The organism is Streptomyces sp. NPDC001339, assembly GCF_042895955.1.
In the GTDB taxonomy this organism is placed as follows: Bacteria; Actinomycetota; Actinomycetes; order Streptomycetales; family Streptomycetaceae; genus Streptomyces.
Window position 1 is genome coordinate 944463 of record NZ_JBIAWT010000001.1, and the last position, 15961, is coordinate 960423.

Here is a 15961-nt window from a genome sequence, read left to right on the forward strand (position 1 = left end):
ACCAACCCGGCCGACGAAGGGATGCACCGTGGCTCAGCCGAAGACCGACGACCAGACGAAAGCCCTCAAGCCCGCCCTCCAAGCCATGACCCTGCTGGTCGCCGCCATCATCGTCCACGACACGGCCGCCAACCGCGTCGTCCTCCTTCAGCGCAGCCACAACGCCAAGTTCGCACAGGGGATGTGGGACCTGCCCGTCGGCAAGAGCGAGCCCGGTGAGCCGATCACTGAGACCGCCGTACGCGAGCTGTACGAGGAGACCGGTCTGACCGTGAAACCCGAGGCGCTGAAGGTCGCCCACATCATCCACGGCGCCTGGGGCGTAGAAGCCCCCAACGGCTTCCTCACCGTCGTCTTCGCCGTCCACGAATGGACCGGCGAACCCGAGAACCGGGAACCGCGGAAGCACGACCAGGTGTGCTGGGTCGACGCCGACGCTGTCCCCGAGGAGTTCGTCGATACCACCGCCAGCGCTCTTCATCACTACCTGGCCGACGGGCAACAGGTATCGCTGGACGGCTGGAAGTAGACGCCGGGGTGCCGAACCGCGGTTCCCAGCCACCGCGAAGACGCCGCCGGGCTCCAGGCGCCGTCGGGTGCGGGGGAACAGCGCCCTCGTCGACTACCGCGGACTGGGGCGGCTCATGACCTGAGCTGCTGCACCTGAGGGTCGTAGCAGACAAGCCCCATCGACGAGGCGACTTCTGCCGCATAGGCCGATGCCTCGTCGGCCATGCTGTAGCACATCGGGAAATAGATCAGCGGCCCCTTGGCCTCCCCGATCAGCGGCCCGGTGGACCAGGGAGAGACGTCGTCCTCGTCCTCTGCGAGATCAGGCCACCGCTCCAGAAGTGTGGTGACGTACTCGGCTATGTGATCGGTCGGTGGATGCTCGACATCGGTTTGCGTGTAGCGATTGAACAGGTCATGGAAGATCTTCCCGGCAGTGGCGTCATCCGCGGGACGGTGCCCCTCCCAGACAGCAAGGTCGTAGCTCATACACGCGAGGCTGCCACACGTCACTGACACTCACGGATCGGCACTCAACGGAATGCGACCAGAGAGATCCACCACCAAAAGAAACGACGTCTAAGCGGGCAATGAAACCCCTAGGGACTGTTCGAGGGGTCATGTGACAGGCCGGGCGCGGGCGGCGAGGGAAGAGCTAGGCCCGCAGGTGCCGGGCGAAGAACGAGCGTACGTAGCCGCGTACCAGCGGCACCGATTTTTCCGGGGTGATCGCACCGACGAGCTTGTTCCGGTTGTCGGGCGTCATGAGTCCGGCTGCCTGCAACTGGGGCGCCATGGAGGCGAAGTCCGTGAACACCCCATGCGTGGCGTTGGCGATCTGCCGCCGGTGGACCTGCCGCACGATCGACCAGGAACGCTCCAGCTCCTTCTTCTCCGAGAAGCCGTCGGTTCCCAGCAGGAGCAGTGGCCGGTCCGGCCCGTGCTCGGCAACCGGGAACAACGTCCCGTCCGGGTAGTCCAGAAAGCCCTCCAGGTTGATCGCCGCGTTGATGCGGCGGTCCTGGTGCATCGCCTCAGCCGCCGTCGTCCCACCCGCCGAGTGGCCGTAAATGCCCACCCGCCTCAGATCCAGCGCACGGCCGAGGTCGTGTCGCCCGGCGGCCAGGGCTTCCAGCTGATCCAGTACGAATCCGGTGTCCGCGATCCGGGTGTCGATGGTGGTGCGGAAGATGGTCGGATCCGTCCGGGGATCTCCCCTGAAGACGCTCTCCCGGATGGACTTGTCGGGGAACTCGACCTCGGAGGCATCGCCGGGGTGGTCGATGGTCACCACCACATACCCGTGGCTCGCCAGCTCCTCGGCGACGCCGGTGCCCAGCGTGCGCGGATCGCCGCCACCGGGGCTGTACAGCAGTACCGGCCGCCGCACGGGCTGCGCGGGTGCGCCCGCGTGCGCGTGGGTCACGGTGGCCGCCCAGTCCACTCCGGCCCGCGGCAACTCCGGGCGGAACAGCGGGGCGAACTCGTGGAAATGCTTCGCGGCCCCTGCCGTCATCTGAGGTGCGACCGGGTAGCCGCGGACGTCGCAGGCCGGATAGAACAGCGTGACCATCAGTGCGCGAACGATGCCCGGCTCCCACGGGTCGCGCCTGGAGCGGTCGGTCAAGTGCAGTGTGGTGACGCCGATCCGGTGTGGGCCGGTCGGGGCGGGCAGTCGCAAGGTGAGGCCGCCCGTGGCAGCTCGTGCCACGCCACCGCCGACCGGCAACAGCAGTGCCGCGGCAGCCAGTGCGGCCGACTTGGTGACGGTACGCCGGTCTACAGTGAAGGAAGAAGAAGAACAAGGCATGCCCTGAATGCTGGCTGCCAGTCGTGAGGGCAGCCATCGTTCAGGCCCCCGCCGAAACGATGGCGCCGCACCGCCCGGGAGAGTAGTGATCCGGATCCATTTCACGGCCGCCGACTTCGCCCGTGTCCGGTTCGCGCCTCGGCCGGCCCCGTTGCAGGAGCTCAACGCGGCTCTCAGGATGTGGTGCGGTCACGACGACGACGACGTGCTCTTCGGCCGCTGGAGGCGGCGGCTGCTGCGCTCCATGCCGGTCATCGCCGAGCCGTTCGGGGACCTGGTCCCCGCGGGAGAGGCTCCCGCCTTCATCGACGTGTTCAGCGACACCTTGACGGAGGGACTGGACGCCATCCGGGTCTCGCGTCCGAAGCTGGTCCGCTCCGAGATCGAGCGTGTCTACGCCCAGCATGCGGGCCGGCCCCCGCTGTGGATCCGCCAGCTGCACCGGGGCGATGCCGATGCCTGGCAGCTCCTCCGCCGCGCACAGCACGCCGCCTTCGAGACGGTCCTGCGCCCGGTGTGGTCCGTGGTGCAGGACCTGCACCAGAAGGAGTTCACCCGGCACGCCGTTGCCGTGGCCGAGCACGGTATCGGCGCCGTACTCGCAGAACTCGTCCCCAGCGCCCGGATGCGCGGTGGCGAGGTCTGGGAGCTGGAGGGGCCCGGCGCGCGGGACATCAAGCTGGGCGGTCGTGGCGTGGTGCTGCTGCCCACCTTCCACTGGACCGGCCACCCCCTCATCGCCGACCTGCCCGACCGCCCGCTGTACCTGACCTACCCGGCGGGCCCCGGCCTGCCGCTCTCGCCGGCTGAGGTGGAGGGCCGGGACGACGCACTGGCCGGGGTGCTCGGGCGAACTCGCCTCGCCATACTGCTTCTCCTCGCGGATGAGCACACCACCAGCGGGCTCGCCCGACGGCTGGGCGTCAGCAACGCCACCGCTTCCGCCCACACCGCTGCGCTTCGCGGCGCGGGCCTGATCACCACGGTCCGTGCCGGGCGGGCCGTACTGCACCGGCGCACGGAGCTGGGGAGCCTGCTGGCGCGGTGGCGCTAGGGCCGTACAGCAAGGAGCCGCCGCCGTCCTCGCCCGGCCCACCGTCAGCCCGTCAGCCCATCAGGTGCGTAGGCCCACCCCGTCAGCCCGTCAAGTGCCCCGGCCCGAACGCGTCCGGCAGGAGTTCCGAGAGTGGGCGGATGCCCGCCTGGGTGTCGACCAGGAGGTCGGGGCCGCCGTGTTCGTGGAGGAGTTGGCGGCAGCGGCCGCAGGGGACCAGTAGCTCACCCGCGCCGTCCACGCACGTGAAGGCAGTCAGCCGCCCCCCGCCGCCGGCGAACAATGCCGACACCAGGCCGCATTCGGCGCAGAGGCCGAGGCCGTACGAGGCGTTCTCGACGTTGCAGCCGGTGACGGTGCGGCCGTCGTCCACGAGGGCGGCGGCGCCGACCGGGTAACCGGAGTACGGGGCGTAGGCCCGGGACATCGCGTCCCGGGCCAGCGCGCGCAGTGCGGTCCAGTCGACCGGTACCGGTGAGGTCATCATTTTCTCCTTCATGGATGCCCCGGCTTTAGGCGGGGTGGGGGTACCTCCCGCTTACGGGGGAGAAATGAAGCTCCTGTAGAGCAGGGCATTGGTAGCTGTATCGCCGTCAGGGGTATACGGCGTTCACCCACCGGGGTGGCGCGGCAGGCGATATCGGGCTGGAGGTATCAACTGTCCTACCTCCCAGGTAGTTTGAGGGTCATGACGACAGCAGCGACTGAGGAGGCCGGGCATGCCCGGTACACCTACAGGCTCCGCGTGTCGTCCACGGCCCGCGCTGCGCTGCTCGCAGAGTGGGACCGTTGCCGGTGGGTGTGGAACGAGTGCGTGGCCAAGTCCAAGGCCGTCCACCTGCACAACATCAACAACCCCGGGGACACCCTGACGTGCGGCCCGGTAGGACTCAGCAAGATGCTGACCGAGGCCCGTGCCCGCACCCCGTGGCTGCGGGAGGGAGCCTCGGTGCCGCAGCAGCAGCTGATACGCGACTTCGGCAAGTCCCGTGCCAAGGCCCTGAAGGACATCCGAGAGCGGCTGCCGACATACCGCCGGGCGGGTATGCCCAAGTGGAAGAAGAAAGACCAGGCAGCCCCGACGTTCGAGTACACCCGGCGCGGCTTTCGTCTCACCGACGGCCGCCTGCACCTTGCCGGCGGGATCGTCCTGACTGTGGCGTGGTCCCGTGACCTGCCCGCAGAGCCGTCCTCGGTGCGCGTGTACCGCGATAGCCTCGGCCACTGGTACGCGAGTTTCGTTGCCCCCGCCCAGGCCCAGTTGCTGCCCGAAACCGGGCGGCGCATCGGTGTCGACTGGGGCGTGCGGGAAACCGCGACCACCACCAGCGACGACCATGACCTTCCCCACTCCGAGCACGGTAAAAAAGCTGGCAAGCGGCTGGCCCGCTACCAGCGCATGATGTCCCGCCGTGAACGCCCGAAGAGGAAGGCCCAGACACGGGGCTATCGTGCCGCCAAGCGGCAGGTGGCGAAGCTGCACAAGAAGATCGCCCGGCAGCGTCAGGACACCGGTCGCAAGTGGGCCAAGAAGATCGTCCGCGACCATGATGCCATCGCGGTCGAGGACTTCCATCCGAAGTTCCTCGCGAAGTCCCGCATGGCTCGCAAGGCGGCCGATGCCGCGATCAGCGCGACAAAGGCCGCCTTGGTCGAGATGGGCCGCAAGCACGGGCGGGACGTCCGCCTCGTGCAGCCGGCGCACACCACGATGGACTGTGCGCAGTGCGGAGCGAGAGCCAAGCACGCACTGCCTCTTTCCGAACGTACCTACACCTGCACCGCGTGCGGAGCCGTGTCCCCCAGGGACAAGAACTCCGCCCGCGTGATGCTGGTCCGGGCTGGTCTCGACCCGGCTGGTGCTGATCGCGTAAGACTCGATCGCTCGCCGAGCGGCCAAGCAGCGTGAGCCAGGAATTCCCCTCGTTCGTGGGGGGAAGGGGTCAAGTGCCTTGTCCTCGGCGGTAAGGCCTGCCGTTCGCCTTCGGCGGGCGGAGGCGTTGGGAGAAGAGGGCGAGGACCAGCAGGGTGGCGATGTACGGGCTGGCTTCGACCAGTTCGAGGGGGACGGTGTCGGCCAGGAAGTACCACAACAGCAGGGCGGCCGCGGCGGTCGCCGACAGGGCTGCCTGGGTGCGCTTGGCGGCGCGCAGGCGGAGGAGTGCGATGACGGCCAGCAGGGCCGCCAGGCCGAGGAGGAGGGCGTGGACGGTCGGGCCGCCGCTGCGGAGTTGCATGGCGTCCATGAAGCCGAAGAGGCCGGCGCCCATCGCGACGCCGCCGGGGCGCCAGTTGCCGAAGATCATGGTGGCGAGGCCGATGTAGCCGCGGCCGCCGGTCTGGCCGTCCTGGTAGAAGTGCACGCCGATGGAGAGGAAGGCGCCGCCGAGGCCGGCGAGGGCTCCGGAGATCACCACTGCCGCGTACTTGTACGTGTAGACGCTGACGCCCAGGGACTCGGCGGAGATCGGGGCCTCGCCGCAGGAGCGGAGGCGGAGGCCGAAGGCGGAGCGCCAGAGGAGGTAGAAGGTGCCGATGAACAGGCCCACGGTCAGCAGCGTCAGCCAGGAGACGTTGGTGACGGCGGCGCCGAGGATGCCGGCCGCGTCGGAGACGAGGAACCAGTGGTGGCCGGCGATGGAGTTCAGCCAGTCGGACAGGCCGGGGATGGTGAAGGTGGGCATGTCGGGCATGGGCGGGGACTGTTTGTCGTTGCCGCCGGCCTTCATGGCCGCGCTGCCTTCCTGGCCGAACCAGAGGGTGGCCAGGTACTGGGTCGCGCCGAGCGCCAGGATGTTGACCGCGACACCGGAGACGATGTGATCGACGCCGAAGGTGACGGTGGCGACGGCGTGGATGAGGCCACCGAGGGCGCCGCCGATGATGCCGGCGAGGGCGGCGGCCCAGGGGCCGTGCTGCCAGCCGATCCAGCCGGCCGCGAACGAGCCGAGCATCATCATGCCTTCGAGGCCGATGTTGACCACGCCGGCCCGCTCCGACCACAGACCGCCCAGACCCGCCAGGCCGATCGGCACGGCGGCGCTCAGCGCGGCCCCGAACTGGCCGGTGGAGGTGAGGTCTTCGGCGCCGGTGAGGGCCCGGAGCGCGGCGACCGCGAGCAGGCCGACGGCGATGATCACCAGGATCCAGGGGTACGTCAGCCGGCGTCGGCCGGTCTCTCCGGGGACCACGATCTTGGTCGCGGTCTTGAGGTCCGCACTCACGCCGACACCTCCGGCTTGTCGCGCTTGTCAGAGTCATCGGCGGTATCGGCGTTCCCCGTGCGGGCCAGGGCGGCCAGCTCCTCGCCGACCTTCCGCTGCTGGAGGCGCTGCCCGTAGCGGCGGACGACCTCGTAGGCGATGACCACGCACAGGACGATGACGCCCTGGATGACGCCGACGATCTCCTGGGCGTAGCCCTCGAATTCGAGGCGGCCGCCGGTGCGGTCGAGGAAGGCCCACAGCAGGGCGCCCAGCGCCATGCCGACCGGGTGGTTGCGGCCGAGCAGGGCGATGGCGATGCCGGTGAAGCCGATACCGGCCGGGAAGTCCGTGCCGTAGTTGAAGGATTCGTTGAGGAGGGTGGGCATACCGACCAGGCCGGCCGCGGCGCCCGACAGGAGCATGGAGATGACGACCATGCGCTTGACGCTGACGCCGCTGGCCTCGGCGGCCGGCTCGGAGGCGCCGACGGCGCGCAGGTCGAAGCCGAACCGGGTGCGGCTGAGCAGGAACCAGTACAGCGCGCCGGCGAGGACCGCGATCACCACGAAGCCGTAGACCGGCTTGGGGTGGGTGGGGAACGAGAAGAAGTGGCTCGATTCCGGGAGGAACTTGGTGTGCAGGAGGTTGCCGTCCTTGATGGCGAGGCGGCCGTCCTGCAGGAAGTAGCCGATGACGGAGGCGGCGATCGCGTTCAGCATGATCGTGGTGATCACTTCGCTGACGCCGCGGGTGGTCTTGAGCAGACCGGCGATACCGGACCAGATGGCGCCCACCAGCATCGCGATGGCGATGAGGAGGATGATCTGGAGGGCGCCCGGGAGGGCGATGGCACCGCCGACCGCCGCGGCGGCGAAGGCCGCGAGGCGGTACTGGCCGTCGACGCCGATGTTGAAGAGGTTCATCCGGAAGCCGATGGCCACCGCCAGCGCCGAAAGGTAGTACGGCACCGCCTTGTTGATGATCCAGACCTGGCTGTCGCTGTAGTGACCGTAGTCGACCATGATCCAGTACGCCCGGAGCGGGTTCTCACCCGACGCCAGGAAGACCAGGGACGAGATCACGATGGCGGCGGCGACGGCCAGCGCGGGCGCGGCGACCGCCAGGATCACCTTGTTCTTGTCGAGCCTCTTGCCGAGCCTCTTGTCGAGCGCCTTCACTGCTGGTCACCGCCTTCGTGGGTGAGGTGGCCACGGGCGGCACCGGTCATGGCGGAGCCCAACTCCTCCGGGGTGATGGTGGTGGGGTCGGCGTCGGCGACCAGTCGGCCGCGGTACATCACCCGCAGCGTGTCGGAGAGCCCGATCAGCTCGTCCAGGTCGGCGGAGATCAGCAGCACCGCCAGGCCCTCCCGGCGCGCTTCGCGGATCTGCTCCCAGATCTGCGCCTGCGCGCCGACGTCGACGCCGCGGGTGGGGTGGGCGGCGATCAGCAGCTTGGGGTGGTGGCTCATCTCCCGGCCGACGATGAGCTTCTGCTGGTTGCCGCCGGAGAGCGAGGCCGCGGTGACCTCGATGCCGGGGGTGCGTACGTCGTACTGCTCGACGATGCGCTCGGTGTCCTTACGGGCACCGGCCAGGTCGAGGAGCCGGCCCTTGCTGTTGGGGCGCTCGGTGACGTGGCCGAGGATACGGTTCTCCCACAGGGGGGCGTCCAGCAGCAGGCCGTGGCGGTGGCGGTCCTCGGGGATATAGCCGATACCGCCCTCGCGCCGGACGCGGGTGGAGGCGCCGGAGAGGTCCTTGCCGTCCAGGGTGATCGTGCCGCCGTCGGGGGTACGGGTGCCCATGACCGCCTCGACGAGCTCGGCCTGGCCGTTGCCCTCGACACCGGCGACGCCCAGCACTTCGCCCTTGCGGATGGTGAAGGAGATGCCGTCGAGGACAGTGCGGACCACGCCGTCGGAGTCGGTCGCGGAGAGGTGGACGTCGCTGACGCGCAGCATCTCCTCGTCCGTGACGGTCGACTCCCGGGTCTCGGGGGACGGGAGTTCGCTGCCGACCATCAGCTCGGCGAGCTGCTTGGGGGTGGTCTCGCCGGGCACGACCGAACCGACGGTGGTGCCGCGCCGGATGACGGTGATGTCGTCGGCGACCGAGAGCACCTCGCCCAGCTTGTGCGAGATGAAGATGACGGTCAGGCCCTCGGACTTGAGCTCGCGCAGGTTGTCGAAGAGCGCGTCGACCTCCTGCGGGACCAGGACGGCGGTCGGCTCGTCGAGGATCAGGGTGCGGGCGCCGCGGTAGAGGACCTTGAGGATCTCCACGCGCTGGCGGTCGGCGACGCCGAGGTCCTCGACCAGGACGTCCGGCCGGATGCCCAGCCCGTACGCGTCGGAGATCTCCTTGATCTTCGCGCGGGCGCCGGCACCGATGCCGTGCAGCTTCTCCGCGCCGAGGACGGTGTTCTCCAGGACGGTGAGGTTGTCGGCGAGCATGAAGTGCTGGTGCACCATGCCGATACCGCGGGCGATGGCGTCGCCGGGGGTGTGCAGGGTGACCTGCTCGCCGTCCAGCTCGATGGTGCCCTCGTCCGGCTTCTGCATGCCGTAGAGGATCTTCATCAGGGTGGACTTGCCGGCTCCGTTCTCGCCGCACAGGGCGTGAACGGTGCCGCGGCGCACGGTGAGGTGGATGTCGTGGTTGGCCACGACACCGGGGAACCTTTTGGTGATTCCACGGAGTTCTACTGCAGGGGCGTCCGGGGCGGACGGGCCGCTGCTCGTGGGTGCTGCGTTGATGGCGCACTCCCCTCGGGGTCAAGGAGCGGACGGACGAAGGACAGGGGAAGAGAGAGGAAGCGGGAAGAAGAGCAGGAAGAAGAGCGAGAAGAGGAGCGAGGAGAAGGAGAAGGGCAGGAAGGCGGCCGGAGCGGTGGCCGGGCCGGCGGGCAGTGCGTCGGGCCGGGCGCGGTGGCTGCGGTGGCGCTGGTGGTGATTACGGCGTCTCCTTGACCTTCACCCGGCCCTCGATGATCTTCTTCCGGGCCTCGTCGATCCGTGGCTGGATGTCCTTGATGAAGCCGCCCGAGGTGGCGAGCGAGACACCGCCGTGCCGGGTGTCGTACGCGTGGATGCCGGTCAGCGGCTTGCCCTGTTCGACGCTCTTGATCAGGTCGAAGACGGCCACATCGACGTTCTTCACCACCGAGGTGAGGATGTGGTCCTTGTAGCGGGCCAGGCCCGGCTGCTGGTACTGGTCGGAGTCCACACCGATCGCCCAGGCGCCCTTGTGCTTGCTGATCGCCTCGATCGAACCGGCGCCGGACTGGCCGGCCGCCGTGTAGATCACGTCGACTCCGCGGTCGAGCATGCCGCCGGCCTTGGCCTTGGCCGCCGCCGGGTCGTTGAAGCCCTTGTCGTTGTTCGGGTAGAGGTACTGGGAGGTGACCTGGGCCTTCGGGTCGGTGTCCCGGACGCCCTGTTCGAAGCCGGCCTGGAACTTCTGGATCAGCGCGTTGTTCACCCCGCCGATGAAGCCCACCTTGTGGCTCTTGCTCTTCAGCGCCGCCGCGACCCCGGCCAGGTACGAGCCCTCGTGCTCGGCGAAGACCATCGCGTCGACGTTCTTGCCCTGCGGTACGGCGTCCACGACACCGAAGGTGGTGTCGGGGAAGTCCTTGGCGACGTTCTGCACCGCCTGGCTGTAGGCGAAGCCGACACCGATGACCGGGTTGTAGCCGGCCTCGGCGAAGGAGGTGAGCCGCTGCTCGCGGTCCGCCTCGGTCTCACCGTTCTTGGCGGTCAGCATCTTGACCTTGACGCCCAGCTGCTCGCGGGCTTTCTCGGTTCCGCGGGCGGCCGCCTCGTTGAACGAGTGGTCGTCCCGGCCGCCGATGTCGAAGGCCAGCCCGACCCCCGCGTGTTTCGCGCGGTTGGCCTCGGCGAAGCTCTGACCGCACGCGGTGGCGGTGAGGGCGAGACACGCGGTGGCGGCGGCCGCGGCGACAATCCTGGTGACCCGACGCACGGGGCCTTCCCTTCGCTCTAAGCGCCTCCCTCGGCGCTGGCTTTGTCGGGAGATTAACGCGCGTAGACCTGGCGCAAAACCCTCCATGGCGTGGACGTTATCGATTCGAGGCGTAGGGCACCTGGACGAAACACCACGGCCGCCACTGCCGGAGCAATGACGGCCGCGATGTCGGGGCTCGTACCCGTATGCCCTAGTTACTCGTACCTGTATGCCCTAGTGAGGGGCCAGCAGGGCGGCGGCGGTGAAGAGCTCCACGCCGGCCTGGATCGCCCGCTCGTCGACATCGAAATCACCGCGGTGGAGATCGTGCCGGCTGAGCTCACCGGGCGGCCGGACGCCCAGCCGGGCCATGGCCCCCGGGACGTGCTCCAGATACCAGGAGAAGTCCTCGCCCCCGAGAGACTGCTCGGTGCCCTCGACACTGTGGACGCCGCGCCGGGCGACCATCGCGTCCCGCAGCAGCTGGACGCTGACGGCCTCGTTGACCACCGGGGGGACGCCCCGTACGTAGTGGATCTGCGGCTTGGCGCCGTGCAGCACGGCGACCTCGTCGATGGCGGCGTGGATCATATCCGGCGCCGCACGCCAAGCGTCGAGATCAAGACACCGGACGGTGCCGGACAGCTCGGCGTGCTGAGGGATGACATTGCAGGCATGTCCGGACACCATCCGGCCCCAGGTGACCGACAGCCCGGCCCGGGCATCGACCCGGCGGGAGATCACCGCCGGCACGTCGACGGCGACCCGGGCGGCCGCGGTGACCATATCGGTGGTCAGATGCGGGCGGGCGGTGTGCCCGCCGGGCCCGTCCAGCTCGACCTCCAGCCGGTCGCAGGCCGAGGTGATCGCTCCCGTACGCAGCCCGATCCGGCCGGCGTCCACCCGCGGGTCGCAGTGCACGGCGAGGATCCGGCCGACCCCGTCGAGCACCCCGAACTCCACGGCGTCGGCCGCACCCCCGGGCAGCACCTCCTCCGCGGGCTGGAAGATCAGCCGCACCGGGCGGGGCAGCGCGCCGGCCTGGGCCAGCTCGGCCAGAATCAGACCCGCACCGAGGACGACGGTGGTGTGGACGTCATGGCCGCAGGCATGGGCGCGGCCGGGGACCGTGGAGGCGTAGTCGACGGTCTTGGTGTCCGGGATGGGCAGCGCGTCGATGTCCGCCCGCAGCGCCAGAAACGGGAGATCGCGGCCGCTGCCGCCGCCGTCGGTGCCCGTACCGATGTCGCACACCAGGCCCGTGCCGGTGCCCAGGACACGGGGCCGCAGACCGGCCCGCTCGAGGCGCTCCTTGATCGCCGCCGTGGTCCGGAACTCCTGGTTGCCGAGCTCGGGGTGCCGGTGCAAGTCGCGGCGGAAGGCGATGAGTTCGGCGCGCAGCGCCTCGGGAACTGTGCCGGGAAGGGCGGCCCCTCCGGCGGTGTCGGCGGGGGCGTCGGCGTCGGCGGTTTCAAGGGACATCAGTTGGTTCACCTGTTGAAGGTTACGGGTGTCCACGGGGCAACTGTCCCTCGAACTACAAAAGTTCAGCCCCTCAGGGGAAGAAAATCTAGGCCGCTCGGCGCATGGACGGTTTATGGGAAGGGTATGAACTATGGCTTCGCTACGGGCTTCCGGCTGGGCTCATCCGGTGGCCGCCCCGTGGCCATCCGCTGGACGAACGGCAGTCGTTGCACGTCACGGGCGGTACTGGTGACCCCGTCGAGGAAGCCCTGGGCGCGCGGCGAGGCATGGTCCGTGAGCCACTCCGGGTCGATGTCACAGACCGCAACCCTCACCTCCGTACCCAGGAGCGCGAGCGGCAGGGTGTGCACGACGGTGGACGGGAAGCTGACGATCAGCCGTCCGACGGGGCCGCGCCGGGCGATCAGTTCGAGGGGCAGATCGGGCCGTACGACCTCCAGGCCGGTCGCGTGCGCGAGCCGGCGCAGCTTCTCGGTGCTCTCCCGGCGGTGCGCGAAGTAGCGGGCGGCGCCGTACGTACGGGCCAGGGCGCCGACCGCCGCCAGATAGCGGTCGTCGGCCACGACACCGGTCTCGACGAGCGAGGTGCCGACGATATCGGCGGCGTCCATGACGCGGGGCGGGCCGAAGCGGCGGCGGGTCCAGGCGAACTCGTTGGCGGTGACGCGGATGCCCTCCGGGGCCTCGTCCACCGGCATCGCGCTGAACAGGCCGACGGTGCGCCGGCCGCCCTCGGGCGGCGGGGTGAGCCGGCGCCGGACGGTGGCCGCGAACGGTGCGAACACCAGGTCGCGCGGACGCCGCCCGCTGCCGTGCCGGTGCCAGCGCACCAGCCGCCCCCCGCAGGCGAGTTGGGAGACGAACTCCATGGTGGCGGTGCCGTCGTCGACCACGACCAGATCGCGCGCCGCGGTGAGGGTGAGCAGCAGCTGGACGTAGCGGGAGAACGGGTCGCCGATGACGACCCGGCGGGACCGGCGCAGCAGTGGGGTGAGCCCGCCGATGGTGCGCAGGGGGGCGGTCGGGCCGCCGCGGGCCTCCTCCCAGCGCACCGTATGGCCTTCGTCCCGGGCGAGTTCGGCCATCCGGCGCAGCTGGCCGCGGGTCATCGGGTCGTGCGGGGAGAGGACGACCACGGTCAGGGCGGCGGCCTCGGGCCACCTGTCCGGCCCTGCCTCACCTCCTGCCCTGCCTGCCCCAGCGGACCCAGTGAGCCCAGCAGACCTGGTGGACCCAGTGGACCCACCTGACCCAGCGGGCCCAGCAGACCCGGTGGACCCAGCCGGCCGGCCCCCGGCCGAGTGCGCCCATTCGAGGACGTTGAGCAGCTGTGCGGGGCTCTCGACGAAGGCGAGGGTGCCGATCCCCGCGGGGGCGGCGCTCGTGTCGTCACCGGCGGGTTCGGTCCGGTTGCGCTGCCGGGGCACGCCCAGGAGACGACGGGCGGGAGTACCCGTCATCTCCTGGGACGGGACCTCGGCGCCTTCGGCGCGGGTCCCTTCTGGTGAGCTCACGAGGCCGACTCCTGTCTGCCGGGGCTCGTCAGACGGCAGCCGGCTCGCGCTCGGCGTCGGCCCCCTCGGCGTCCGCCCCCTCCGCGGCTTCGGTCTCGGCGACCACACCGGTGACCCGGCGCAGCTTCTTCATCGGGCCGAGCTCGCTGGCGTAGACCTTCTTGACGCCGTCACCGAGGGACTCCTCGATGATGCGGATGTCGCGGACCAGCCGGGACAGGCCGCCGGGCTCGACGGAGGCCGCCTGGTCGGAGCCCCACATGGCGCGGTCGAGGGTGATGTGGCGCTCGATGAAGGCGGCGCCGAGGGCGACCGCGGCGAGGGTGGTCTGGAGGCCGGTCTCGTGGCCGCTGTAGCCGATCGGGACGTTGGGGTACTCCTCCCGCAGCGTGTTGATCATGCGGAGGTTGAGCTCCTCGGCCTTGGCCGGGTAGGTGCTGGTGGCATGGCAGAGGAGGATGTTGTCGCTGCCCAGGACCTCGACGGCGTGCCGGATCTGCCTGGGGGTCGACATCCCGGTGGAGAGGATCACCGTACGGCCGGTGGCACGCATCGCGCGCAGCAGTTCGTCATCGGTGAGGGAGGCGGAGGCGACCTTGTAGCAGGGCACGTCGAACTTCTCCAGGAAGGCGACGGACTCGACGTCCCAGGGGGAGGCGAACCACGCGATACCGCGCTTGCCGCAGTACTCGTCGATGGCGCGGTAGCCGTCCTCGTCGAACTCCACGCGGTGGCGGTAGTCGATGTAGGTCATCCGGCCCCAGGGGGTGTCGCGCTCGATGTCCCACTGGTCGCGCGGGGTGCAGATCTCCGGGGTCCGCTTCTGGAACTTCACCGCGTCACAGCCGGCGTCGGCCGCGGCGTCGATCAGTGCGAAGGCGTTCTCCAGGTCACCGTTGTGGTTGATGCCGATCTCGCCGGTGACGTAGACGGGGCGGCCGGGGCCGGCCTCGCGGTCGCCGAGCTTGCGGAGGCGGGAGGTGCTGCTCATGGGGAGGGTTCCTTCGTGTGGATAAGCGGGGTGTTGGGGAGATGGGGGGGTGGGTTCGGGGGTGGGATCTCGGGATTCGGGGGTGGGATCTCGGGAAGAGGGATGGGTCAGAGCGACGGGGGATGGATCAGAGGGACGGACCGAGGAGCCAGGCGGCGATCTCGCGGATGGCGCCGCTGCCTCCGGGGGTCGCGGTGACCGCGCGGGCCGCGCCGCGCACCACGTCGTGCGCCCCGGCGACCGCCACGGGCCAGCCGACGAAGTCGAAGCAGGGCAGGTCGTTGACGTCGTTGCCGACGTAGAGGACGCGCTCGGGCGCGACGCCCTGCTCCTCACACCACTGTTTGAGGGCAAGGTCCTTGCGGTCGATGCCGTGCAGGACGGGCACCCGCAGCTTGCGGGCCCGTGCGGCGACGACCGGGTGGGTCTCGGTGGACAGGATCAGCAGCTTCAGCGCCGCCTTGCGCAACGCGGCGACACCGAGGCCGTCGCCGCGGTGGACCGCGACGATCTCCCGTCCCTCGGCGTCGATCAGCACCCGGTCATCGGTCTGGGTGCCGTCGAAGTCCAGTACCACGGCGTCGATGTCGTCACGGGTGGGGAGGGCACCGGGGCGGGGAGCGTCCAGCAGCGGCGCGAGCGCGCGGGCGCGGTGGAGGTCGTGCGGATCGTCGATCTCCAGCACCCGGGCCGGGTCGGTGCGGACGAGTTCGGTACGGCCGAAGAAGCGGTGGCCGCTGGTGCGGAAGCCGGCCGCGTCCATGGCATAGGCGGCACCGGTCTCCAGCAGGTCCTGGGGACGGTCCTGCCGGCGCGGCCGGACGGCCTTGTCGTGGTTGACGCCGAAGCCGCCCCTGCCGTGAGGGACGCCGAAGCCGCCGTCTTTGTCTCGGTTGACGCCGAAGCCGCCGTCGGTGCCGGTGCCGGTGCCGGTGTCCGCCGCCTCCGGCTCGGGATCCCGCCACACGAAGCCGTGGAAGGGCGCCACGGTCAACGCGCTGTCCGCGCCGCCCTCGACGACCGCGGCGGCCACCCCGTCGATGTCCTCACGGACCAGGAACGGGCTGGTGCACTGGACCAGCAGCACCGCGTCGACCGTGGTGCCCCGCTCCGCCTCGTACGCGTCCATGGCGTGCAGTACCGCGGCTTCGCTGGTGGCGGTGTCGCCCGCGATATCGCCGGGGCGGCGTACCACGACGGCTCCGGCACCGCGGGCGGCGGCCGCGATACCGGCGTCGTCGGTGGAGACCACGACATCGGTGACCAGGCGGGCGGCACGGCACTCGCGGACCGCGCGGGCGACCAGCGGTACGCCCCCGACGGCGGCGAGGTTCTTGGCGGGCACGCCCTTCGATCCGCCGCGGGCGGGTATGACGGCAACGACTGTCGGCGGCATGGGGTGCTCCTTCGGGCGATCGAAAGG

14 protein-coding genes are annotated in these 15961 nt (G+C 70.0%); 3 read left to right on the plus strand and 11 right to left on the minus strand.

The annotated features are described in order from the left end of the window. The first annotated feature begins 28 nt into the window (after nucleotides 1-28). Nucleotides 29-529, plus strand: coding sequence for an NUDIX domain-containing protein (locus ACFY12_RS04030; protein ID WP_390714107.1), 501 nt, complete (start codon nucleotides 29-31; stop codon nucleotides 527-529). A 113-nt stretch (nucleotides 530-642) separates the two neighbouring features. Here ACFY12_RS04030 and ACFY12_RS04035 read toward each other — a convergent pair whose 3' ends face one another. Both ACFY12_RS04035 and ACFY12_RS04040 read right to left on the minus strand, forming a co-directional pair. Continuing rightward, on the minus strand, nucleotides 643-999 hold the full coding sequence (locus tag ACFY12_RS04035) for a hypothetical protein (RefSeq protein WP_390714108.1): 357 nt from the start codon (nucleotides 997-999) through the stop codon (nucleotides 643-645). Nucleotides 1000-1165: 166 nt separating this feature from the next. Continuing rightward, the gene (locus ACFY12_RS04040) at nucleotides 1166-2320 is read right to left on the minus strand and encodes an alpha/beta hydrolase family protein (RefSeq protein ID WP_390714109.1); all 1155 of its coding nucleotides are present in this window, start codon (nucleotides 2318-2320) and stop codon (nucleotides 1166-1168) included. An 85-nt stretch (nucleotides 2321-2405) separates the two neighbouring features. Between ACFY12_RS04040 and ACFY12_RS04045 the strand changes: the two genes are divergently transcribed. Further along, on the plus strand, nucleotides 2406-3374 hold the full coding sequence (locus tag ACFY12_RS04045) for an ArsR/SmtB family transcription factor (RefSeq protein WP_390714110.1): 969 nt from the start codon (nucleotides 2406-2408) through the stop codon (nucleotides 3372-3374). Nucleotides 3375-3456: 82 nt separating this feature from the next. Here ACFY12_RS04045 and ACFY12_RS04050 read toward each other — a convergent pair whose 3' ends face one another. After that, nucleotides 3457-3858: a cytidine deaminase gene (locus tag ACFY12_RS04050; RefSeq protein WP_390714111.1), complete on the minus strand. Its 402-nt coding sequence runs from the start codon at nucleotides 3856-3858 to the stop codon at nucleotides 3457-3459. Nucleotides 3859-4062: 204 nt separating this feature from the next. Between ACFY12_RS04050 and ACFY12_RS04055 the strand changes: the two genes are divergently transcribed. After that, nucleotides 4063-5283, plus strand: a complete 1221-nt coding sequence (locus ACFY12_RS04055; protein WP_390714112.1) for an RNA-guided endonuclease InsQ/TnpB family protein — start codon at nucleotides 4063-4065, stop codon at nucleotides 5281-5283. A gap of 34 nt (nucleotides 5284-5317) precedes the next feature. Here ACFY12_RS04055 and ACFY12_RS04060 read toward each other — a convergent pair whose 3' ends face one another. The 8 genes from ACFY12_RS04060 to ACFY12_RS04095 form a co-directional block, all read right to left on the minus strand. Beyond that, nucleotides 5318-6598 (minus strand): ABC transporter permease, encoded by a 1281-nt coding sequence (locus ACFY12_RS04060; RefSeq protein ID WP_390714113.1) that lies wholly within the window; start codon nucleotides 6596-6598, stop codon nucleotides 5318-5320. After that, nucleotides 6595-7758, minus strand: coding sequence for an ABC transporter permease (locus ACFY12_RS04065; protein ID WP_390714114.1), 1164 nt, complete (start codon nucleotides 7756-7758; stop codon nucleotides 6595-6597). The genes ACFY12_RS04060 and ACFY12_RS04065 overlap by 4 nt, the downstream gene beginning before the upstream one ends. Then, nucleotides 7755-9248 carry an ABC transporter ATP-binding protein gene (locus tag ACFY12_RS04070; protein ID WP_390714115.1) on the minus strand — a complete coding sequence of 498 codons (1494 nt, stop codon included), beginning with the start codon at nucleotides 9246-9248 and terminating at the stop codon, nucleotides 7755-7757. Before ACFY12_RS04070 ends, ACFY12_RS04065 begins: the two co-directional genes overlap by 4 nt. A 286-nt stretch (nucleotides 9249-9534) precedes the next feature. Then, nucleotides 9535-10566 (minus strand): BMP family protein, encoded by a 1032-nt coding sequence (locus tag ACFY12_RS04075; RefSeq protein WP_390714116.1) that lies wholly within the window; start codon nucleotides 10564-10566, stop codon nucleotides 9535-9537. 216 nt (nucleotides 10567-10782) lie between these two features. Beyond that, nucleotides 10783-12030, minus strand: coding sequence for an amidohydrolase (locus tag ACFY12_RS04080; RefSeq protein ID WP_390714375.1), 1248 nt, complete (start codon nucleotides 12028-12030; stop codon nucleotides 10783-10785). 131 nt (nucleotides 12031-12161) lie between these two features. Then, entirely contained in the window at nucleotides 12162-13547 is a 1386-nt protein-coding gene (locus ACFY12_RS04085; RefSeq protein WP_390714117.1) for a hypothetical protein, read from the minus strand. A gap of 28 nt (nucleotides 13548-13575) precedes the next feature. Then, on the minus strand, nucleotides 13576-14538 hold the full coding sequence (locus ACFY12_RS04090) for an N-acetylneuraminate synthase family protein (protein WP_390714118.1): 963 nt from the start codon (nucleotides 14536-14538) through the stop codon (nucleotides 13576-13578). A 127-nt stretch (nucleotides 14539-14665) separates the two neighbouring features. Beyond that, a complete protein-coding gene (locus ACFY12_RS04095) occupies nucleotides 14666-15934 on the minus strand; it encodes a cytidylyltransferase domain-containing protein (RefSeq protein ID WP_390714119.1) in 1269 nt (422 codons plus the stop codon). Nucleotides 15935-15961 lie beyond the last annotated feature (27 nt).

Excerpts from the sequence above, each read along its gene's own strand:
- ACFY12_RS04055 (WP_390714112.1), top strand. The coding sequence starts at position 4,063 with ATGACGACAGCAGCGACTGAGGAGGCCGGGCATGCCCGGTACACCTAC.
- ACFY12_RS04050 (WP_390714111.1), bottom strand. The coding sequence starts at position 3,858 with ATGACCTCACCGGTACCGGTCGACTGGACCGCACTGCGCGCGCTGGCC.
- ACFY12_RS04040 (WP_390714109.1), bottom strand. The coding sequence starts at position 2,320 with ATGCCTTGTTCTTCTTCTTCCTTCACTGTAGACCGGCGTACCGTCACC.
- ACFY12_RS04035 (WP_390714108.1), bottom strand. The coding sequence starts at position 999 with ATGAGCTACGACCTTGCTGTCTGGGAGGGGCACCGTCCCGCGGATGAC.
- ACFY12_RS04095 (WP_390714119.1), bottom strand. The coding sequence starts at position 15,934 with ATGCCGCCGACAGTCGTTGCCGTCATACCCGCCCGCGGCGGATCGAAG.
- ACFY12_RS04090 (WP_390714118.1), bottom strand. The coding sequence starts at position 14,538 with ATGAGCAGCACCTCCCGCCTCCGCAAGCTCGGCGACCGCGAGGCCGGC.
- ACFY12_RS04080 (WP_390714375.1), bottom strand. The coding sequence starts at position 12,030 with ATGTCCCTTGAAACCGCCGACGCCGACGCCCCCGCCGACACCGCCGGA.